The following is a 21457-nucleotide window of genomic DNA, read 5'->3' on the forward strand; positions in this document are numbered from 1 at the left end:
ATAATGTTCCGGAGGTCCGGTTTGTTTAAACTTTTTCGCTGGTGAGTGCGTCCAGTTCTTTGGACAGCAGTTCGAAGGTTGATTCTACACTGCCATCACCTTTCACCTTTTTAAACTTGCCGAATTTGGCGTAGTGGTCGGCTACAGGAGCGGTTTTGTTGTGATATTCCACGATACGTGCTTTCACTACATCTTCGCTGGCGTCGTCGGTACGGCCGGAGGTAAGACCACGGTTCAATAAGCGGCGAACCAGTTCATCTTCAGGAACTTCCAGTGAAAGTACCATGGAGATCGAGGTTTTCTTCAGCAACAGGAGTTTATCCAGCGCTTCTGCCTGGGCAGTGGTGCGTGGGAAACCGTCAAAAATAAAACCACGGGCATCCGGGTTAGCGTCCAGCTTTGAGCTAATCATTCCAATAACCACTTCATCAGGAACCAGCAGGCCCTGATCAATAAACTTCTGCGCCTCCAGACCCAATGGAGTTTTGGCGCCCAGTTCACTACGCAGCATGTCGCCGGTAGACAGGTGGATCAGTCCATACTTCTCAATGATATTCGCGCTCTGTGTGCCTTTACCGCTGCCGGGAGGGCCAAATAAAATTAGATTGACCATATTTAAACTAATAAGGTTGCTTACTCGTGTAAGTTGCAAATATAACAAACAATTGAAAGTATTTGCACTTTAAATTGTAATTGATGAAATCTTGCGAAGAAACTGCCACTATTTATGAACAGTTTTCAACAAAGCTTGTCAAACGCTAAATCTTATTAAAATTGAGTTTGGTTGATGGAAATGAAAGGCGTTTATATATAAATCGAGCGTAATGTTTTATCCTTCAACCCCTTCTATGTAATTTAAGAACTTTCGCTGCATAAAACGTTGTATGTTTATGAAATGAGGAAGATATTTTTAGCAATGGGATTTACCGGGTTGCTAATGGTAAACTATGCAGCCCCGGTCCACGTTCACGATCATGCGTTTGAGAAAGAAAAGAAAAAGAAAGAACATCCTACCCGCCCGGCTCAACGAAGCGCCGCGGACCAATGGGCAGACAGTGTTTTTAATTCCCTCAGCCACGAGGAGCGCATCGCCCAGTTAATTATGATAAGGGCGCACTCCAATTTCGGGCAAGATCACATTAACGCAGTTATACGAGATATCCGGAATAATAAAGTTGGCGGACTGGTGTTTTTCCAGGGCGGTCCGGCCAGGCAGGCTAATTTGCTGAATGCATACCAGGCCATCAGCAAAGTGCCGTTGCTCGTGGCCATCGACGGCGAGTGGGGCCTGGGCATGCGGCTGGACAGTGCTATTGCTTTTCCCCGCAACCTTATGCTGGGCGCGGTGCAGGACAGTGGCCTGATTTACGAGATTGGCCAGGCGATTGGCGAACAGTGTAAACGGGTAGGCGTAAACGTGAATTTTGCGCCGGTAGTGGATGTGAATAACAATCCGAATAACCCTGTTATTAACGACCGTTCCTTCGGAGAAGATAAATACCAGGTGGCCCGTATGGGCATCGCCATGATCAAGGGTATGCAGGATGTGGGCGTGATGGCCTGTGCCAAACACTTTCCGGGACATGGTGATACCGACACCGATTCGCATTATGATCTTCCGTTGATCAAGAAATCGCTTGCAGAGCTGGACTCACTCGAAATATATCCATTTAAACGTGCGATAGATGCGGGCGTAGGTATGGTGATGGTAGCGCACCTGAACATCCCTGCTTTAGATAAAAGAGCCAACACGCCCAGTTCAATATCTCCCAACGTAGTCACCAAACTGCTGCAAAAAGATCTTGGATTTGACGGGTTGATCGTGACCGATGCCCTTGAAATGCAGGGCATTGCGAAGTATCACAAGAATGGACAAGAATCGCTGCAGTCGCTGCTGGCCGGCAACCACCTGATGGAATTGCCATCTACCTCGAAAGGAAGTATTGATGCTATTGCCGCCGCCATTCGCAAAGGGCAAATCAGCAAAGAAGAAGTATATAAAAGAGTGAAGAAGGTGTTACGCGCTAAGTACGAATTAGGACTTGGCAACTGGCAACCAATTAACACCACCAATATCGCGCAGGATATTAACGTGAAAACGATGGCCTTACGTAAACGCGTATCCGAAGCGGCCATCACACTTTTGCGCAACGATAATAACCTCATGCCTTTTTCTCCGGCAGTGAACCATAGCCGCAAGTTGGCGGTACTGGCCGTTGGAGCTGATGGTAATAACACCTTCCTGTCCGCAGTAAAAGAAATGAAGCCGGATGTGGACACCTATATCTTTTCTTCCCGTATGGGCGAAGCGCAAATTGCGGCGCTCGTGCAGCGGTTGAAAAACGATTATTCTTCCGTGATCGTGAGCTTACATAATTATAGCCGCCGACCTGCGAACGACTTTGGTATTCCGCGCAGCCAGAAGCAACTGATTAACCAGCTGCAGCAGGAAATGCCAACCGCAACCGTGTTGTTCGGTAACCCTTACGCTGCTAAGTTCTTCTGCGACGCCTCTACGATCATCACCGCATATGAAGACGACTCCACCACGCAGCGCGCTACGGCCGAAGTGTTGTTTGGTCGCATCGTTCCCAAAGGAAAGCTGCCTGTAACCGTGTGCACCAATTTTAAGTTCGGCGATGGCATTACCGAATACCCGCGCCCTGTCGCCTTACTCGAGGAAGCCGCGCCGGAATCTGTTGGCATGAATAGTCAAACACTGATGCGCATCGATTCGCTGGCATACGATATGATCGCCAAGGGCGCAGCGCCTGGTTGTAGCATTGTTGCTTTGAAGGACGGGAAACTTATCTACAATAAATCGTTCGGCCACTATGATTACAGTCAGCGTGAAGCCGTAACGCCGCAATCCATTTATGATCTGGCCTCCGTTACAAAAATTTGCGCCACCACCATTTCAGTGATGCGTCTTTACGACGAAGGCCGCTTACACCTGGATAGTACCCTGGGCGCATACTTGCCCTGGACGCGCGGTACCGATAAACAAAACCTGCGCATCCGCGATGTGCTGCTGCATCAGGCAGGACTCGTTTCTTACATTCCATTTTATAAAGAAGCGATTTCGCCTAACGGTTATCCAGACACGTTGCTGTTTCGCGCCGAGCAAGATTCTATGCACACTTTGCGTGTAGCAGAACATTTGTATATGCAGCCACGCTTCGTGGATACGATGTTCAGCCGCATTCTTACGAGCAAGCTGGCCGGCAGAAGTTACATTTACAGCGACAACGACTTTATCTTTCTCGGTAAAGTGGTGGAGCAGATCACAGGCAAAACGCTGGACCGTTACGTAAAAGAAGCTTTTTACGATCCGCTGGGGATGACCACGACGGGCTTTCAACCACGCGAGCGGTTTCCGTTATCGCAAATTGTGCCTACAGAGTTTGAACATATCTTCCGCATACAATGGATAAGAGGTGATGTGCACGATCCCGGAGCTGCGATGTTTGGCGGTGTGGCCGGTCATGCCGGTCTTTTTTCCGATGCATACGATCTGGGCATCCTGCTGCAGATGTTAGCGAACGGAGGTTCGTTTAATGGTATTCAATACATTAAGCCGGAAACGATTAAATTGTTTACAGCATACAATACTGACATCAGCCGTCGCGGTCTTGGGTTTGATAAGCCGGAAAAAGATAATTCCACCCGCAGAGATGCGTATCCGAGCAAGTTCGCTTCACCGCAGGTGTACGGTCACACCGGGTTTACGGGCACCTGCGTTTGGGTTGATCCGCAATACAACCTGGTATTCGTATACCTGAGTAATCGTGTAACGCCCAATGGTGGGGCGAATACAAAAATATCTTCGCTCAACGTACGCGGTAACATCATGGATGTGTTGTACCAGGCCATGGCCTCCAGGTAAAAGAAATCAAACAGCCATAAAAAAGGAGATAGCCGTTACGCTATCTCCTTTTATTTTTTATTCGATTTCCACTTTGCGATTGGAATAAACTTCTGTTTTGATGTCCACCATCTTTTCTACTTTGCTTTTTCCGCTGCGGAACTCAAAGTAGTACGCGCCATCTTCCAGCGACTGCAGGTTATAACGGCCTGTAATCTGCGGATCGGCGTCCAGCACTTCGCGGTGAAGAATGTTGTTGTTACCATCTTTAATAAACATCGTGATACGATCACCAGTGGTATTGTTGATGGTTACACGGAACAGCAACGGGTTTTCCGCTTCTGATACCACATTTACTTTTACGGCTTTTTTAGCGCCGCCGGAGGTTTTTTCAACAGGTGTATTGTTGTACGCAAATACAGGGCTTTGTGCCATAGTAGGATAGCTGGCGCCGAGGATGATCAGGGCCATAATGATTTGCTTTTTGGGGGCGAACGAACAGGTAAGATTGTTTTTCATTGTTTTTGTTTTAATGCGTTAACTTATCGGGTTATGAGCCGATTGCTTTTTGCGCCCCAAAGTTGAGACAGTTGCATTAACGGAACATTACCGCCACATTAAGGAAATGTGAGCAGATGATTGCCGGAATGTTACCGCAATGAAAGTCATTGCAGGGGCATTGGGTCGAACCCGGACTAAAAAAGCATAATAATCAATTGGTTAAATCGTAAAGCAAGGTATGGTGCAGACTCTTTACACGCTTACGCGTTCTTTTGTTGTAACTATTCACTCGGGGCCAAACCTTGTCTTAAGCTTCTAAAAAAACCTATTTAAAACGTGGCTGTTAAACTGGACAATGAATTTACGAAGGTTTATTATTCCGCCAAAAAAATTAACAAAAAAGGGTGCGTATGTTTCACGCACCCTTTACTATCAATAACCGGGATTTTGTTTTAATAATTCATCCCTTCGCATTTCGTCAGATTGAATTGGTAGTAGATAATGTTTATCCTGGAAATTGCGCATGAGTACATCGGTGGCGAGTACGGTGTACGTATAAGTGAGCGTTACCTTATCCGCGCCCAGCTTTGCATAGATGTCTATTGCTTTGGCAGGGCCGGTGAATGCAGTCGTCGCAATCAGCCAGCGCCTCGCATCAAAGTAGCGATGTTCTTCAAACGCAAGCTCGTAGCGTCTTTCATAGCGATAGGCATCTACCAGGGCTTGTCCGGTAACGGTGGCAGCTAACGCGGGCATACCGGCACGGGTGCGTATCCTGTTAATGTAAGTGCGCGCTTCATCTTCCTGCCCTAAGGCGATACAGGCTTCCGCGTAGTTCAATAGAATTTCTGCATAGCGAAAAAATTGCCAGGGCTTATCACCTCTGAAAAACTGCGCATCGAGACTGATGTCCATAAACTTGCGGAGATAATATCCGCTATACGTTCCATTCCAGTTTTCCAGCGAGCTTTGGCGGGTATCAAGACCATTGCGGATTTCCACAGCATTTTTCGCGGCGTTCCAGAATTCATAACGACCGGTTTGTATCTGGCCGATAGGGTCGAGGTCTACGCCATCGGTGGCACGCTTTTTCCAGGGGGCACCATCGTACAGGATCGTTGCATAAAAGCGCGGATCGCGCCCTACGTAAGGCTTTGCAGCGTGAGCAGGATTACTGCGATCGAACGGCGTACCATCCGCCATCTGGTATCCCTCCACAAAATTTTCGAGCGGAACATTGCCACCCCAGTTATGATAGCCGTTAGGTCCGTTGAACTTGTCGTGGTCTGTGCCGAGTAATTCTTTATGGAAATACTTTACAAAAATGGCTTCCACATTATCTTTATCCATGAAGATGCGGGTGTAATTCTCCACCGGGTCGCTCGTCGGTTTGTACAAGTCAAACTGGGCAGAGTCAATGATCGCTTTGGCGGCATTGCGGGCTAACGTCCACCGGGCAACACGGTCGCCACCCACGTAACCGAAAGATGCATTTTGCGTACCGGCACGATTGAACAAATCGCTGGCCGCATATAGTAAGAAGCGTGACTTTAACGCCAGTGCTGCATACTTTGTAGCGCGACCCCTGTTGGCGCCGGTTTGCACTTCGGGCAAGTATTTGGCTGCGCTGTCGCACTCATCAGCAATAAATTTTACACACTCTTCAAAAGTGCTGCGCGGTAATAACATATCCTTATCCTTAAGACCAAATGATTTGGTAATAAGCGGCACGCCGCCCCAGTACTTCACCAGCATGTGATAGAAGTACGCTCTCAGGAAATGCGTTTCGCCGCGCAGGCGGTTACGTAAACTTTCGTCTTTAAACGGGACCTCTCCGATTTTTTCGAAGAACAGGTTGGTGTTACGAATCGCCGTGTAATGTTTATTCCACTCACCAAACAAATTGAATGCACCAATATCGTCGGGAGACATGGCACCGTTTGTACTTTGCGTAGTGCCGTAGTTGTGTATAAACCGGCTTTCGTCTGTCATAGAACTTAGCATCACTTCATTATAGCCATGGCGCATCTGGCTGTACATATCATTTACGAAAGCCTGCGTGAGCGATGGGTCGTTCCATACATCGCGATCGCTATAGGCATCCAGCGGTTTTTTTTCTAGGAAGTCTTTGTTGCAGGCGGCCAGCAGGAACAGGCAGCATACGGGCAAGAGGTGTTTTATCTGGAGTTTCATCATCTTACGGTTTAGAGGGTTACATTAATGCCAACGTTATAAATCTTGGTCTGCGGATAGTATTGACCGCTACCGGATGGTAATTCCGGGTCGAAGATCTTCACCTTGTCAACGGTAAGCAGGTTCTGGCCACTTACATAGATGCGAAGATCATCCAGGCCAATGCGTTTGCGCCACTTTTCCGGAAGGGTGTAACCCAGTTCCAGCGTTTTTAGACGGAAGTAGTCCGTATCCCAGAACCAGAACGTGTTGGGGCGGCTCACCCAATATTCGCGGTCGCGATCGTAGGGGCGTGGCCAGGAGCCGTCGATTTATTTTTGGTCCAGCGATCCTGCACGAACTCCATCGGGAAGTTGCCTATCAGGCCAGATTCAGTACGTAGGTATTGTTTGGCGCCGGCAGCACCTTGCCACAACATGGTAACATCGAAGCCTTTATAGCTGGCCGCCATGGTGAAGCCAAACACCCAGGTAGGCGTAGCGGTTTGGTCATTACGCACGCGGTCGAGATCGTTGATCACAGAGTCTTTGTTCACATCTTTGAAGATCACGTCGCCAGGCCGCGCATCTGCCAAATGAGGATTATCGTCAATCGCTTTTTGATCGCGGAAAATGCCGATAGCCTCATAGTACAATTGGGAACCGATTTGCCGGCCGGTAGATTTTTGCCAGGCGGGAACGTTGGGTTCCTCATCCCAGAAAAGGATTTTATTATTACCGTGATACACGTTGCCCAGTACTTCATACGTGAATTTGCCAATGGTGCGTTTGTGCCCCAGCTGAATTTCGAAACCACTGTTTTCTACACGGCCGATGTTTTCGTCTGGCAGAATCAACCCGGTGTAAGCAGGAATGGAAGCCCTGCGTTTGGCCAGGATGTTGGAGCGTTTCTCGTAGAAGTAATCGCCTTCCAATGTGAGTAAACCATTCAGGAATTTAGCCTCGATACCGATATCATATTTGTTGGCCACTTCCCAGGTAATATCGGGGTTGGGCGTACGGGTTTGATAAATTGCTTTGTTCAACTCATCGCCGAATATAACACCGGTACCGCTCAGGCCATACGTGGTGAGGTACTGGAAGTTATCGATCTGGTCATTACCCAGCTGTCCCCACGACAGGCGGAGTTTTAAATAATCGGAAACATTGGCGCCGATATTATTTTTCCAGAAATCCTCGCTGCTGAGTACCCAGCCGGCCGACACGCCCGGGAAGAAGCCGAAGCGTTTATCCGACGGAAAGTTTTGAGAACCGTCGTACCGCCAGTTGAAGTCGAACAGGTACTTTTCGCGGTAGTTGTACGAAACGCGGCCGAAGTAGTTAAGACGTGCATACGCATATCCGCCGCCGCCATTGTTTTTCTCACGGTCGCTACCAGCAAAGATCTGGTCAACCAGGTCGGAGATGAAGTACTTACGAATGGCATACAGGTTGTCGCCTTTGGCTTCGCTGCGTTCTACTGCTACGAAGGTGCTCAGGTAATGTTTACCAAACGTCCTGGAGTAATTGATTTTACCGTTGAGCGTAACGGTTTGGCTCTGGTTGTACCATTCTTCAAGTTCAGGCGCACTCACACCGCGCTGCGAGCCGTTCAGGATCGGCTCACCGTCTGCATCATAGCCGGCGAAGGAATAAAGCGTCCAGGGTTTCGTGAACTTTTTATTGAAGTTGAAGTTATTGTCCAGCGCAAAGTTGCCGTCGATGAACAGCCCCTCTACACCGGGAACATAAAACAGCAGGCCGAGGTTGTTATTCAACACATAGTTACGGTCGCGTTGATAGCCAATCTCGTTCGTACTGGTTACTACCGGGTTATCGCCGTACTCTATGTCCGGGCCGGGCAAGCCGTTAGGCCAGATGGCAGCTTCTGTAGGGCGGCCCCTCAGCAATGCACGAAAAATGGAACCAGCACTTCTCGGCGGAAAGTTCCTGTCCTCCAACCGGCCCGATAGATCGAGGCGGATGGTGAGGTATCGGTTGATGTTAGCGTCGATATTAGCGCGCAGGCTGTGTTGACGATATTTGGTGGCGCTCGTTTTATAGATGCCATCCTGGTAAAGCGTACCGAGCGAAACGAAGTACAAAATTTTTTCGTTACCGCCACGCACCGATACGTCGTGCCTGTTTTGCATGGATACTGGTTTTATAACCGCATCCAGCCAATCGGTGTTCGGATATCCCCAGGGATCGGAGCCGTCCCGAAACTTTTCTATTTCTTCCGGCGTATTGGTGATAGGCGAGCCACCAGCTTCATTAATCTCGTTCTGCACCTGTGCATAGGTAGCAGCATCGGCCATTTCAGGCAGCCGGGTAGGCGTGGTAAAGCCCTGGTTAAAGCTGTAGCTCAACATCGGCTTACTGGTCTTACCTCTTTTGGTGGTGATAAGAATAACGCCGTTGGCCGCGCGGGAACCATAGATAGCCGCAGATGCATCTTTCAAAACGGAAATGTTTTCGATATCGTTCGGGTTGATGCGCTGCAGGCCATCGCGTGGAATGCCGTCGATTACCACGAGCGGATTGGCATTTCCCAAGGTAGACCGTCCGCGGATGAGCAGGCTGGAACCGTCATAACCGGGTTCGCCACTGGAGTTGATTGCCACCAGTCCGGCTACACGTCCGACCAAAGCATTGGAAACGTTTACCGTAGGCGCCTGCCGAATTTCGGAACCTTTCACCGTACTAACAGCGCCGGTTTTGGTTACTTTCTTTTGCGTACCGTACGCCACTACAACGTATTCGTCCAGCTGTTTCTCACTTTCTTTCAGCAGGATAGAAAATGTGGTTTGTCCTTTAACCGGCAGCTCCTGCGACTCGTAGCCGATGAATTGCACAACGATAGTAGCGTCGGGGTTGACGGCGTTGAGGGTGAAATTTCCCTTTTCGTCCGTAGTGGCTCCTTTTGTGGTGCCTTTTATAAGCACCGTAACGCCAGGAAGAGAGGTGTTTTTAGCGTCGCGAACTTTACCTTTTACGGTGATATCCGCAGTGGAAGTCTGGGCGCGGGCGTGTGGCGGCCCCAGGGTTAAAAATGCAGCAGCCAGCAACAGCCCGGCGCTGAAAAGGCGTGGAATTGCAGTCATGATCAGGGTTTTTGGGTGATGGAATTGTTATACCAAGTCGAGTTACGATTTAAGTGTCCTGAATAAATAATGCGACGAGATCACGGGTACTTAAGCACGAGGATCAGATATGGTTACCAGTTTAGGTTTGATTTTTGTGAATGACGTTTTGATCAGATGAACTTCCGGGTCACATTGACGATCTGGATTTTTTGGCGTAATTTAATAACAAGGAAACGGATCAGCATCTTCGGTTTTCAGCATCGTAAAATTCCGGTCTATACTACTTTGGGCGTTGTAAATGTGGAGTCAGAAGTATTCAAATAGCTGTTGACGATTTAGAATTTGGTTACTTAACCAAGTTAAAAAAATAAGCGTTAAACGTTTTCTAAATATAAGTGTCGATTCGACACAATCATTCAAAAATCTCAAAACAAACCCTGCATCACATGAGGACCAGAACCATATTCGCAGTGCTATCCGGCGTGATGATCATCGCATCTGCCTGTAGAAAAGAGAAGAGCCAGGAAGGTACGCCCGTGGAGGAGTTATGCAGCTATGCACCTTATTACACCGGTTCCTCATTCGCTTATACGAATACAACCATCGACGATGACGTGACAGAGTATTCCGTCACGGTTACCGGCGATTCCACGATCGATGGCAAAAAGTATAAAATGCTGGAGACCGACCTGGACGGCAGCATCGCTTTTTCGCGCTGTGAGGGCGGGGTCTATACGCAGGTGGCTACAGATGTCGCTTTACAAGGTTATGAAGCCGACATCATTATCAGTACTAACCTGAAAGACAATGTGCGTGCAGGCAGCTCGTGGGAAGACACGCTTTCGGCCGATACGCCGCTTGGTTACGCCAAACTTACGCTTACCTACACCATTACCCAAAAGGATATCAGCAAAACTGTACTCACGGAAACCTTCAAAAACGTGATCGGTGTACGCATGGACGCCTCCGCGACAATCATGGGGTTCCCGGTTGACCTGGGTACGCTTGCGACTAATTACTACGCGGCAGGTGTTGGGTTGATACAAGTCGATACGGACAGCGACACTACGCGCATTACGAGTTACACGATCAATAAGCCCTAATAATTAGCCCTTACATTCATCAAAAACTTCTCTGTAGCCCTGCGAACATTGGTGGAGGTATTATGATGGTTATTCACCAGTATGCTAAAAATCAACGTTTTACCTTTCGCTGTTAACAGGTAACCGCTTAAGGCTACAACACCATTTAAGGTGCCAGTTTTCGCAAACACCGTTCCGGGATGTTCCCTGAAGTAAGCGCGAAGCGTGCCTTTACCGCCACTGGCAAATAGGGGGAATAGTCTTTCCTTCGGATAAGCTTTGTACATCTTTTCCAGGATCATCGTAAAGTCGCGCGGCGTAAACAGGTCGAACCGGGAAAGCCCCGAGCCGTCTACCCACTGCGGTGTGTCGGGCAAATCCTTCAAAGAGGTGGATAAGATGTCGTCAATCACCCTGCGCGAGCTGATCGTGTCATGCAGTTTTGCGCTCACCATCATTAAAATTTGTTCTGCGAAGAAGTTGTCGCTGCGGTGCATCATCGGTTGCAGCAGCGAGTCTGTCGGCTGGCTGTAGAGCGTGCGTACTGCCACTCCTTTGGGCCATGTGTCACCGATAGCAACCGGTTTCGCCAGCGTATCCTGCAAACGTAAAGCGATGTCCTTGAGCTGCCCCGTAATGTAAGGTACTTCGCCTTCGAGCCTTGACGTGTCGCCGGGGCGATAGTTCAGGTAAAAGAAATTGCGGCGTTCCTCGCGGCCGGCAACGGGTGCGCCTGCGTTGGGGGTAGGCTGTAATGAAAAATATTCTGGGTGATGAAAGTAGGAGGGATGCACGCTGTACCCCCGCTTATCGTAGTTGATCCACGCGACGTTGCCATACAAAGGAAACTCATTTCGCTCCGGCTGGTAATAGTCCGCATAATCGCCCCAGCCCCAACCGGGACCATACCGCTCGTTTTCATTGACCGCCGGTAACAGGATGATGCGTTTGTTTGTTTTGGCGAGGTAATCGAAAGCCGGCTGGTAGGTAAAATCAGGGTAAAGGAAAGATGGATCCCCCATCCCCTGGATGAAAACAGCCGTATCATTCTCCGCATAACGGATGGAAGGCAACGAATCTCCTAGAAACGAGAGCCCGGTAAACAAGGTAAGTATTTTCGTATTGGAGGCCGGTACAAAAAACTTATCCGGTTGATACTGATAAAGATACTTTCCCGTGGCCGGATCATAGATCGCCACGCCGGTATGAGCATTTTTCAGCGCAGGCGATTGTAACATCTCATTCGCCCAAGACTGCATTTGCTTCGTTTGCGCGTGAAGGTTGATAATGTTGAAGGTGAGCAAAATGGCCGGCAGGTAAAAACGAAAGCTCATAAACACGTTTATCATCAATATAAAAAAATAACCCCGTGCAGCAAGTACTGCACAGGGTTGTATGTAAGGTGTGAAAAATTAGCTAAAGTATTTGAGCGTGCCTGGTTTAGCGTAGGAATACAAACCATCCGCACCCGGAATAATCGGAGGAGGCGCATCAAATGCGTACTTCGCCGGCTGCAGGTTAATGTTGCTTTCCAGCGCTTTTTCCCACGGAATGGTTTGTCCGCTGTAAGTAGCCATACGACCGATAATGGCGCTCAACGTAGTTTCAGCGCCACGTTTTGCATCTTCAAACTTGTATTCGCCTTTGGCAATCGCCTCAAACAGTTCGTCGTGCTCGGTTTGATAAGGGTTGTTTTCATTCTTCTTATCGAACTTGTAGATGGTGTTGCCTTTATGATCGAGGATCACCGCACGATCGCACATCACGCGGCCTTTGGTGCCCACCAGTTCCTCGTCTACACGGCTGGTAGAGTCTTTCCAGTGGCGGCACTGGCTGTTCATCACCACACCATCGGCATAACGATACTCTACATAGTGGTGGTCAAAGATTTCGCCATACTCCTTGCCATTACGCCATGAGCGGCCGCCCATACCGACAGCACTTACGGGCAGTGCGCCTTTAAACCAGTTACCTACGTCAATATTGTGGATATGCTGTTCTACGATATGATCGCCGCAAAGCCAGTTGAAGTAGTACCAGTTACGCATCTGGTATTCCATTTCGGTATACTCAGGTTTACGTGGTTTTACCCAAAGCGCACCCTGGTTCCAATATACCTGCATAGACAGGATGTCGCCAATAGCGCCGTCCTGCACACGTTTGAACAGTTCGCGGTAAGAGTTTTGATAGCGGCGTTGCAAGCCTACTACCACGTTCAGCTTCTTCGCCTTTGCCTGTTCTGCAGTGGCCAGTACGCGTGCGATGCCAGCGGGATCGGTAGCTACCGGTTTTTCCATGAAGACGTGTTTGCCCTGCTTGATCGCCTCTTCGAAATGAATAGGGCGGAAGCCGGGAGGTGTGGTAAGGATCACCACATCTGCCAACGCAATGGCCTGTTTGTAACCGTCAAAACCCACGAACTTGTTGGATTCAGGTACGTTTACGCGGCTTTCATTGCCTTCAACGCCTTCTTTAATATTTTTATATGCATCGTCGAGCCGGTCGCGGAAGGCATCGGCCATAGCCACCAGCTGTACGTTTTGTTTTGTGCGAAGCGCCTGCACTGCTGCGCCGGAACCACGGCCGCCGCATCCGATAAGGGCAACTTTAATCACATCGGCAGCGCCGGAAAAATAGTTGGCGTGGGATAAGATCGGGGCTGCGAGCATGCCACCCGCCAACAGGGTGCCTTGCTTCATAAAGTCTCTGCGGCCTTCGTGGAATTTTTCGTTCTTTTCGTTTTGCATGATTACTATTTTGCGGACCTGCGGGAACAAGCCCAGAGTGTGTAAAATGGAACAATAAAGGAGGCGTACCTGGAACACCAAAAAATTACAAAATCAGCGGCACATTTTTCGGAAAATTTTCCGTGCCGGCCTACTGCAGTCTTTTAGCGGGAACCTTTATACTGATCAACAATTTCTTCAAAAAATTTCTCTACCTCTTCGGCGCTGGGTTGCTTCACCGGGCGCACCAGCCTGAAGCCGATAAAAGGCGAGTCCGCGTTCCACCAGTAGCTGCGTGGAATTTGTGGATCGCGGCGGTTCCAGTCCATGTCTGATTTCAGACGTGCTGCACTGCGCAGGCGACCGGCCGGGTCGGCATAGTGACCGCCTTTGATGGTGCGTGGATTCTTAGCAGTAGGTTTATTCCAGGGCGATTTCGCATCCATTTTAGCAAGATAGTCGGCGTCGTACTGGTCCAGCGTCCATTCGGCCACGTTGCCGAGCATGTCATATAGTCCCCAGGCGTTGGGCTTCAGTTCACCTACCTTATGATATTTTGATTCGCTGTTGCCGGCAAACCAGGCGTATTGCGACAGTTTGGAAGTGTCCTCCCCGTAAGGATAAGCAGTAGTGGAGCCGGCGCGGCAGGCATATTCCCACTCCGCTTCTGTCGGCAGGCGGTAAAACACGCCCGTCTTTTTGTATAGCCATTTACAGTACATGAGCGCACCATACTGGCTCATGCTGTTCGCCGGGAAGCCCCCAGCTTTGCCCATACCAAGCGTGAGGTCGATATAAGGAGGGCTCGGCCGCGTCATACCATCCGGCAGGTTCGTTTCTTTGTCCGGATCGGCGTAAAAGTCATATGCTTCGAACGTAACCTCCGTCGCGCCCATCCAAAAGGCTTCTACAGCCACTTTTTTACGGGGACCTTCGTCCGCACTGCGGTTTTTCTCCGAAGCGGGACTACCGATCATAAACTCGCCCGCTTTGATGGGCACCATTTTAAAAGAGATTTCCGATCCTGGAACTTTTTGGTCGTATGCGGTGAACTCAGTTTTTGTTTGTGCAAAGGCCGCACCGGTCAACAAGGCCGGTAGCAGAAAGGCCACAGTTTTTTTCGTCATTAATAGAATTTATAAAGAAGGATGGGTGAATTTATTAAAATGTTCCCGGGCATGCAATTGAAATTTGATGAGCACTAACCAATCATATAAAAACTTGCATTTTTTTTGGGATTATCGGCAATTAGCTGAAAAAAGCTATTAAATTTAAAGCGTATCTAGTAACCCTTATTCAACTAAATAGCTATATGGAAAGAAGAAAATTCCTCCAGCAGGGAACGCTGGCGGGGATCGGTTCCCTCGCGTTTGGAGCCGCCACCGCCAACAGCGTAACCGCAGATTCCACGTTACAAGAAAAAGGAAAACCCTTTAACCTTGACTATGCTCCACATTCTGGTATGTTTAAGAACAGCGCCGGCGAAAGTTTTCTCGATCAGATCCGTTTTATGTACGACCAGGGCTTCCGCAGCCTGGAAGATAACGGTATGATGGGCCGCAGCAAGGATGAGCAGGAAAAGGTGGCCCAGCTGATGAGCAAACTCGGTATGCGTATGGGTGTGTTTGTGATAGATGCAGGCGACAACTGGAAAGTATCGCTCGCCACCGGTAAGCAGGAGTTCAAAGACCGGTTCGTTGAGGTATGTAACAAAGCCGTTGAAGTGGCCAAACGTGTAAACGCCAAATGGATGACGGTAGTGCCAGGCTATTTCGAGCGTAATCTGCCTATCGGTGTGCAAACAGGTAATGTGATAGATGCGCTGCGCCTCGGGTCCGACATCCTGGCTAAACATAACTTAACCATGGTACTGGAACCGCTGAGCGATAATCCTGATTTGTTCCTTCGCACTGCGGATCAAACATATATGATCTGCCGCGCCGTGAACAGCCCTGCCTGTAAAATACTGTACGACATTTACCACATGCAACGCAACACTGGCCAGCTGATCCCGAATATGGACTGGTGCTGGAGCGAGATCGCTTACATTCAGATCGGTGACAATCCAGGCCGCAAAGAGCCGACATCCGGCGAGATCAACTATAAAAACATTTTTAAGTATCTACATAAAAAAGGTTTTAAAGGCGTACTGGGCATGGAGCATGGTAATGCCAAACCCGGGAAAGAAGGAGAGGAGGCGCTGATTAAAGCGTACCGCGAAAGCGATAACTTCCTGTAAGACATTTTTCGTGGCTGTGCGTAAAGTTCGTACAGCCACTTTATACCCCAACACCCCATGATACTACAATTTGTGCTGCTCATTCAGCTGCTCGCGTTCGGCATATTGGCCGGACAATCGTTCTATTATCTGGTTTGCTTTTCCTCTGTGCTGCGCGATTTACCGGCCCGCGAGTACATACTCATCAGGCAATCTATTGATCGACACATTATTAAACCGTTTAAAATCACTTACCTGGTTGGCTTCTTCAGCTGTTTGGCCTCCGTTTGCCTGTTGCTGGCAGCCAGCTTCCAGTGGCGCCATGCGTGGTGGTATGCTGCTATCTTGTTTTTTCTTTTTGATCTACTGCTGGCGCTGAAGGGGAATAATCCCATCAACAAGGAAATTGCGGGCTGGAACGCGGAACATTACCCCGCAGACTGGCAGGTTTATCGCGACCGTTGGGCTAAAATTTTTGCCTGGCGGAAGGTATTGGCTGTTGGTTATTTTATATTAATGATGATATTCCTGGTGTCTGCTATGAATGGGTAAAAGAAATGCGCTGAGGGATCTTACAACTTCAGCTTTTCGCGGATCCACAGCACCGCTACACCAGGCCAGGTATTAATCACCGGGTCTTTCGGCGCCATGCCGTAACCGTGGCCGCCATGGTCGAAGATGTGCAGGCTCGCTGGTATCTTGTTTGCTTTGAGTGCGTTATAGAACACCAGACTGTTTTCTACCGGTACGGTTTTATCGTCGGTAGAGTGGATTAGCATGGTCGGTGGCGTTTGTGCATTTACACGGGTTTGGGTAGATAGTGAATCTGCCAGTCCGGGCCGCGGATCAGCCCCTAACAGATTGCGTGCACTTCCTGCATGCTTGAAATCAGCAGAGAGCGAGATCACCGGGTATACCAACACCGAAAATGCCGGCCGCGAACTGAATTTCTCTGAAGTATTTTTAGCTTCGGCATTCGCCGGAGTATGAATTGTCGTAAGCATAGAGGCGAGGTGCCCGCCGGCAGAAAAACCGATTACACCGATTTTTTCCGGGTCCACCTTCCAGCCGGACGCTTTGGATTTTACAATGCGCATGGCGGTCGTTACATCATTATATTGATCGGGATAACGGGAGCCGCTTTGTTCCGCATCGTTGAGGCGGTAGTGAAGAACGATCGCGTCAAATCCCTCGTTGTTAAAAAACTTAGCCACGTCCGATCCTTCATGCCCAACGGCTAAATGTCCGTAGCCACCGCCCGGACAAATGAGAATAGCTGCACCATTACGTTTGTCTCCATTCGCCGCGAAGTGCTCAATAAAAGGGGCATCCTGCTCTTTTCGGGTACCGCCTATCTTTAGCCCCTTTTTTCGGGGTATAAATAAATTTTTTCCTGGGAGAAGACCGATGCTGTACTAATCATAAAAAGCGCAGTAAGAAAAAACGATTTCATGTTGGGTAGTAGCGTTGCTTTTTCATAACAGGGAACGCATGTCTGAAAGATAGTGAAAAGTCGCGTGGCGTGCAAGCTGCCTACACATGCGTGGCGCGGCGTTTGATCATGCCTCCCTTGGTATCGTTGATGTTGTGCTGAATGATAAACGCCTTTTCATCGATCTTTTCTATCTCATCGATGATTTTGTGCACCTCCAGCCGCGTTACGACCGTGTAGATGATATCAATCTCATTATCTACCTCCCCACGTTTTCCGTAACCGCTTTTGCCTTTAAACACCGTTACGCCCTTCTTTAATTTGAGCGTAAGCGTTTTGCGTACCAGGTCGCTTTGGTTAGAAATGACAGTCAGCGCGATGTATTCCTCAAAACCACTGATCACGAAGTCGACCGTTTTGGAGGCCGACAGGTAAGTGAGCATGGCGTAAAGCGCCGTTTCCACATTGATGAGCAGCGCTGCCACGGCAAATATGATCACGTTGAAGTACATAATTACTTCTCCCACGGAAAGAACAGTTTTCCGGTTGATGAATAGCGCGAGTACTTCCGTTCCATCAAGCACGGCGCCGCCGCGAACGCTGAGGCCAATGCCTGCCCCGAGGAAGAAGCCGCCGAAGATCGCGATCAGTAATTTATCGTGCGTAAGTACCGGCGCATTAAAAAACACCAGGCAGGCCGCCAGTCCCACAATCGCCGCCAACGTTTTGATCGTAAAAATCTTCGACAGTTGCTTGTAAGCAAGTAGTATGAACGGCACGTTCAGCAGCACGATCAGTAACGAGATGGAAATGCCTGTAAGCCGGTTGATGAGCAACGAGATACCGGTTACCCCGCCGTCGAGGAAACCATTGGGTAAAAGGAAACACTTGAGGCCGACGGAGGCCAGCAATACGCCAATGGCGATCAGCGAAGCGTCCTGCGCGTTTTGAATGATGCTCAGGCGCGCGATCCTTTCTCTCCGGGTGCTCATAACTTCTTTTTAAGGCCTACAGCCTTTCCTGCGACCGCAGCCAGCGCTCCGGTATTTCATTGTTGCTCGCAATCAGGTAGTCGCTGTAAGCGCAAGGGATAAATTGTTTATCCGGCAGCTGCATCCACCAACGGCCGGTTTTTTTACTCTTGATAAAAGTAGTGTTGATGTCGGTAAACGCGATGTGAAACTCGAGGAATGCTTCTTTTTCGTGCAGCATGGCCTCCTTGGCTTTAACGGAGCGGCCGTCCATAAAGTACCATAACATTTGCGCCACCTGTTTGGCGGTGAGATTGTCTTTATCCTTCGCGGGGTTATAACCGTAAAGGCCATACGTACTCAGCTGGGAACTCATACCTGCGTAGCGGGAGAGCGCACAGGCCTCTTCGCCGCTAAAGCCATTCGGAGAAAGGCTGTTGGCCGGCGAGTCTGCATGTTTGATCATGTTGAGGTCTACGCTAAACATGTCGGTGTTGCGAAGCACGGGCTCAATTTCCTCCAGGTTTTCGCGCACTTTGCCCAGGCGGAAGCAGTCGAAACGGAGCTTGTCCAGTGTTTCGAGCATACGTGGCTGTACAAAATAGCTCTGGAAGCCGATGTGATTGTAGTGGCGAATATAGTTTGGCTGTTCGGTGAACATCGTCATCAGGAAGCCGGTATCTGCAGTAGACGATTCCTCCATCAGGTCGATGAGCGCATCTGCCACAGATATTTCGATGATATATTTTTTATCGGCGTAGGCGCGATATTGTGCGTAAGTAAGGTCGTGGGAACCGCCGAGGATGATTACCGTTTTGTTGGCGTCAATAAACTCGGTGAGAACGGTGCGCATGGCAGCGTAAGCATCGATGAGGCTATTGCCGGGAAGAAGGTTGCCCGCGTCTGCGATTTTAAGGTCGCGATGCCAGTGGTAAAGGCGGTAAAATTCGCTGCGGATCGTATCCGGGCCAGTATGGCTCGTCTTGCGCGCAGCACCGCCACGTTGTTCACCAACGCCTAATAATATAATATGCGCCGCATCAAAATCGGGAATGCTGTCTTCGTCGTAGAGGTCTACAACGTGACCGATCTGATAGTCGTCATATTCATTCTCGTCATTCAAAAATGACTTGGAAACAGGCGATAAGAAGTCTTGGAGGTGCGAAAAGTCAATCATTCACAACGGATTTAATTGCTCGCAAACCTAACAAGAAAAAAGAAATTGACAGTGGTAGATTTAAAACGGGAGGAAAAAGTATGGACGTCGGATATGATTTTGCTACGCGGCGATATTCCTTTTCTATAACGTTTCTCTGCTATCAGTTCTTGTGGATAATAAATTCAAAGGCACGAGGCTCTTTCCTGAAAAAGGCTTTTTCCAGGACGCTGCGTTTACTACTAACGCGATGTTTGTTACAATCTGCTACTTCCGCTGCCGTGGAAATGTAATCCATAGTTTCGATCAATGACAGCATATCGCTCAGTTGTTTCACTTCATTCTGAATTTGCTGCTCATTGTAGCGGTCTTCATGAAGCAAGATCAATAAGTCTCTTTCTACAGGCTTCATTTGAAATAAATTTGAGTGTTCTCTGATTAGTTGACATTCTTGCTTAGCATTTTCCAGGATAGAAGGTTAGTTAGGCTATGGCTCAATGCATTCGTTTCTTATTCATCGTGGGACAGCCGCAATCATTTTTTTTCAAGACACCGCAACCCTGTGAAAGCAAACCAACAGACAACAACAGTAGCAAAATCCAATGTATTCTTTTCATCTTTCGATCTTCATTTAAACTTCCAGCCGCTGTGAGAGTTTACTGTTTCTTAACAATGAGCATTTCTAAATTAAACTATTTTCGTAAAAAAAACAGAAATATTTGTCCACATCTTCTCCTGTTCCAAAAAAATCCTCATAGTTCCGCTGGACTGGGGGCTGGGCCACGCCACGCGGGACATTCCGCTCATTGCTGAACTATTAAACGCCGGTTGTGATGTGCTTATTGCAGCAGAGGGAAAGCACGCCGCACTGCTCGCTCAGGAGTTTCCGCAACTGACCATTTTACCCCTGGCCGGCTATAAAATCACCTACGCAAAACGAGGTGTATTTTTCGGACTGAAGATCGTGCAACAAATACCTAAAATCTACCGGGCAGTGGCCAACGAACAGGCCTGGCTCCGCAAAACGGTGAAGGAACACGGCATCGATGCGGTGATTTCCGACAATCGCTTTGGATTATCTCTTCCTGATTTACCCTGCGTTTTCATCTCTCACCAGCTATTAATTAAAACGCCTTTTGGAGGAATTACGGAGCGCATCTTAAAGAAAATCAACTTTTTTTATATTAGGAAATACACTGAGTGCTGGGTGCCCGACTTTAAAGACGAACCTAACCTCAGTGGCGAACTCGCTCATCTCGAGGACATGCCAGGCAATGTTACCTACCTGGGCTGTCTCTCCCGCTTCGAAAAGAAGCCGAACGTTACTCAAAAATACGATCTGCTCGTCCTCATCTCTGGTCCTGAACCACAGCGCACCCGGTTGGAAGAGCTCATCATCTCCCAAATAAAACCGCTACCAGTAAAGGCCTTGATCGTGAGCGGCAAGCCGGACCAGGCATTCCGTAATGAAATTGCCACCGGCATAACTCACGTTAGTCACCTCAACGCCAAAGAACTGAACGACGCTGTGCTGGCTTCCGGGCTGGTATTATGCCGCTCTGGCTACACCACGCTGATGGACCTTGCTAAGCTCGACAAAAAGGCGATACTGGTGCCTACGCCGGGGCAAACCGAACAGGAGTACCTGGGTAAATGGCTGATGGACAAAGGCTATTTCTATAATGTACCGCAACACCAGTTCGACCTGGCCAAAGCATTGAAAGCATCCAAAAACTTCCCTTTCCGCTCCTTTAGCCAGGAACAGGATATGAACGCTTACAAGGCCGTTGTGCGCAGGTTTGTCGATTCGCTGCATGCGAAAGAAAAGGTGCTGGCAGCGGTTTAAATTCTTTACAAATATTAAACGATCCTATTTTTCTAAAGCGACCTTTAGGGCTTCCACCGTTTTCTTATCATTCCCTACAAAAATGCTTTTGCCGATAATGGCTACGGGGCGTTTCAGGAAAGTGTATTCCTGTAAAATGAGATCGCGGTAGTCGTTTTCGCTCAAGGTTTTCTCATGCAGTCCCATCGGACGGTATTTCATAGAGCGGCGGCTGAAAAGTGATTCATATGTGCCGGACAGCGACTTCATTTCGTCGAGTTGCGCGGGTGTGATCGGTTCGGTTTTTATGTCCTGCAGTTTGACGCCTTTTTCCACAGCGCCAACTTCCCCTAAAATTCGCTGACAAGTGCTGCAGGATGATAAATGGTAGATTTTTTTCATGCCGGCAAATTTAAAGAAATCG

At 48.8% G+C, this 21457-nt stretch carries 18 protein-coding genes; 5 read left to right on the forward strand and 13 right to left on the reverse strand.

Annotated features, from left to right (window positions below; translation table 11 throughout):
- Window positions 1-25: 25 nt before the first annotated feature.
- Window positions 26-613 carry an adenylate kinase gene (locus MKQ68_RS22615; protein ID WP_264281059.1) on the reverse strand — a complete coding sequence of 196 codons (588 nt, stop codon included), beginning with the start codon at window positions 611-613 and terminating at the stop codon, window positions 26-28.
- 282 nt (window positions 614-895) lie between these two features.
- On the opposite strand from MKQ68_RS22615, the gene MKQ68_RS22620 reads away from it, so the two are divergent.
- On the forward strand, window positions 896-3886 hold the full coding sequence (locus MKQ68_RS22620) for a serine hydrolase domain-containing protein (protein ID WP_264281060.1): 2991 nt from the start codon (window positions 896-898) through the stop codon (window positions 3884-3886).
- A gap of 57 nt (window positions 3887-3943) precedes the next feature.
- Here MKQ68_RS22620 and MKQ68_RS22625 read toward each other — a convergent pair whose 3' ends face one another.
- The 4 genes from MKQ68_RS22625 to MKQ68_RS22640 form a co-directional block, all read right to left on the reverse strand.
- The gene (locus tag MKQ68_RS22625; RefSeq protein WP_264281061.1) at window positions 3944-4384 is read right to left on the reverse strand and encodes a hypothetical protein; all 441 of its coding nucleotides are present in this window, start codon (window positions 4382-4384) and stop codon (window positions 3944-3946) included.
- Between the two features lie 414 nt (window positions 4385-4798).
- Window positions 4799-6559 (reverse strand): RagB/SusD family nutrient uptake outer membrane protein, encoded by a 1761-nt coding sequence (locus MKQ68_RS22630; protein WP_264281062.1) that lies wholly within the window; start codon window positions 6557-6559, stop codon window positions 4799-4801.
- An 11-nt stretch (window positions 6560-6570) separates the two neighbouring features.
- Window positions 6571-6822: a TonB-dependent receptor gene (locus tag MKQ68_RS22635; RefSeq protein ID WP_264281063.1), complete on the reverse strand. Its 252-nt coding sequence runs from the start codon at window positions 6820-6822 to the stop codon at window positions 6571-6573.
- Complete coding sequence (locus MKQ68_RS22640; protein WP_264281064.1) at window positions 6819-9641, reverse strand: SusC/RagA family TonB-linked outer membrane protein; 2823 nt, start codon at window positions 9639-9641, stop codon at window positions 6819-6821. The genes MKQ68_RS22635 and MKQ68_RS22640 overlap by 4 nt, the downstream gene beginning before the upstream one ends.
- Window positions 9642-10069: 428 nt before the next feature.
- Here MKQ68_RS22640 and MKQ68_RS22645 point away from each other — a divergent pair, with 428 nt between their 5' ends.
- The gene (locus MKQ68_RS22645; RefSeq protein ID WP_244836512.1) at window positions 10070-10726 is read left to right on the forward strand and encodes a hypothetical protein; all 657 of its coding nucleotides are present in this window, start codon (window positions 10070-10072) and stop codon (window positions 10724-10726) included.
- On the opposite strand, the gene MKQ68_RS22650 is transcribed toward MKQ68_RS22645, so the two are convergent.
- The 3 genes from MKQ68_RS22650 to MKQ68_RS22660 form a co-directional block, all read right to left on the reverse strand.
- Entirely contained in the window at window positions 10723-12039 is a 1317-nt protein-coding gene (locus MKQ68_RS22650) for a D-alanyl-D-alanine carboxypeptidase/D-alanyl-D-alanine-endopeptidase (RefSeq protein ID WP_264281065.1), read from the reverse strand. The two genes, MKQ68_RS22645 and MKQ68_RS22650, sit on opposite strands and share 4 nt — an antisense overlap.
- Window positions 12040-12117: 78 nt before the next feature.
- Window positions 12118-13452, reverse strand: a complete 1335-nt coding sequence (locus MKQ68_RS22655; RefSeq protein WP_244836514.1) for a Gfo/Idh/MocA family protein — start codon at window positions 13450-13452, stop codon at window positions 12118-12120.
- A gap of 143 nt (window positions 13453-13595) precedes the next feature.
- Entirely contained in the window at window positions 13596-14558 is a 963-nt protein-coding gene (locus tag MKQ68_RS22660; RefSeq protein WP_264281066.1) for a formylglycine-generating enzyme family protein, read from the reverse strand.
- A gap of 185 nt (window positions 14559-14743) precedes the next feature.
- Here MKQ68_RS22660 and MKQ68_RS22665 point away from each other — a divergent pair, with 185 nt between their 5' ends.
- Entirely contained in the window at window positions 14744-15670 is a 927-nt protein-coding gene (locus MKQ68_RS22665) for a hydroxypyruvate isomerase family protein (protein WP_264281067.1), read from the forward strand.
- A gap of 57 nt (window positions 15671-15727) precedes the next feature.
- A complete protein-coding gene (locus tag MKQ68_RS22670) occupies window positions 15728-16201 on the forward strand; it encodes an anthrone oxygenase family protein (protein ID WP_264281068.1) in 474 nt (157 codons plus the stop codon).
- 20 nt (window positions 16202-16221) lie between these two features.
- Here the strand turns inward: MKQ68_RS22670 and MKQ68_RS22675 are convergent, their stop codons facing one another.
- The 4 genes from MKQ68_RS22675 to MKQ68_RS22690 all read right to left on the reverse strand — a co-directional run bounded on the left by MKQ68_RS22675 (window position 16222) and on the right by MKQ68_RS22690 (window position 19620).
- Window positions 16222-17058 (reverse strand): alpha/beta hydrolase, encoded by an 837-nt coding sequence (locus MKQ68_RS22675; protein ID WP_349773828.1) that lies wholly within the window; start codon window positions 17056-17058, stop codon window positions 16222-16224.
- Between the two features lie 124 nt (window positions 17059-17182).
- Window positions 17183-18073: a YitT family protein gene (locus MKQ68_RS22680; RefSeq protein ID WP_264281070.1), complete on the reverse strand. Its 891-nt coding sequence runs from the start codon at window positions 18071-18073 to the stop codon at window positions 17183-17185.
- A 16-nt stretch (window positions 18074-18089) separates the two neighbouring features.
- On the reverse strand, window positions 18090-19229 hold the full coding sequence (locus MKQ68_RS22685) for a formimidoylglutamase (RefSeq protein ID WP_264281071.1): 1140 nt from the start codon (window positions 19227-19229) through the stop codon (window positions 18090-18092).
- A 142-nt stretch (window positions 19230-19371) separates the two neighbouring features.
- A complete protein-coding gene (locus MKQ68_RS22690) occupies window positions 19372-19620 on the reverse strand; it encodes a hypothetical protein (protein WP_244836519.1) in 249 nt (82 codons plus the stop codon).
- A gap of 423 nt (window positions 19621-20043) precedes the next feature.
- On the opposite strand from MKQ68_RS22690, the gene MKQ68_RS22695 reads away from it, so the two are divergent.
- Entirely contained in the window at window positions 20044-21054 is a 1011-nt protein-coding gene (locus MKQ68_RS22695) for a glycosyltransferase (RefSeq protein ID WP_264281072.1), read from the forward strand.
- A gap of 24 nt (window positions 21055-21078) precedes the next feature.
- On the opposite strand, the gene MKQ68_RS22700 is transcribed toward MKQ68_RS22695, so the two are convergent.
- On the reverse strand, window positions 21079-21435 hold the full coding sequence (locus tag MKQ68_RS22700; protein ID WP_264281073.1) for an arsenate reductase family protein: 357 nt from the start codon (window positions 21433-21435) through the stop codon (window positions 21079-21081).
- Window positions 21436-21457: the final 22 nt, after the last annotated feature.

This window comes from Chitinophaga horti (genome assembly GCF_022867795.2).
GTDB classification, from domain to species: Bacteria; Bacteroidota; Bacteroidia; order Chitinophagales; family Chitinophagaceae; genus Chitinophaga; species Chitinophaga horti.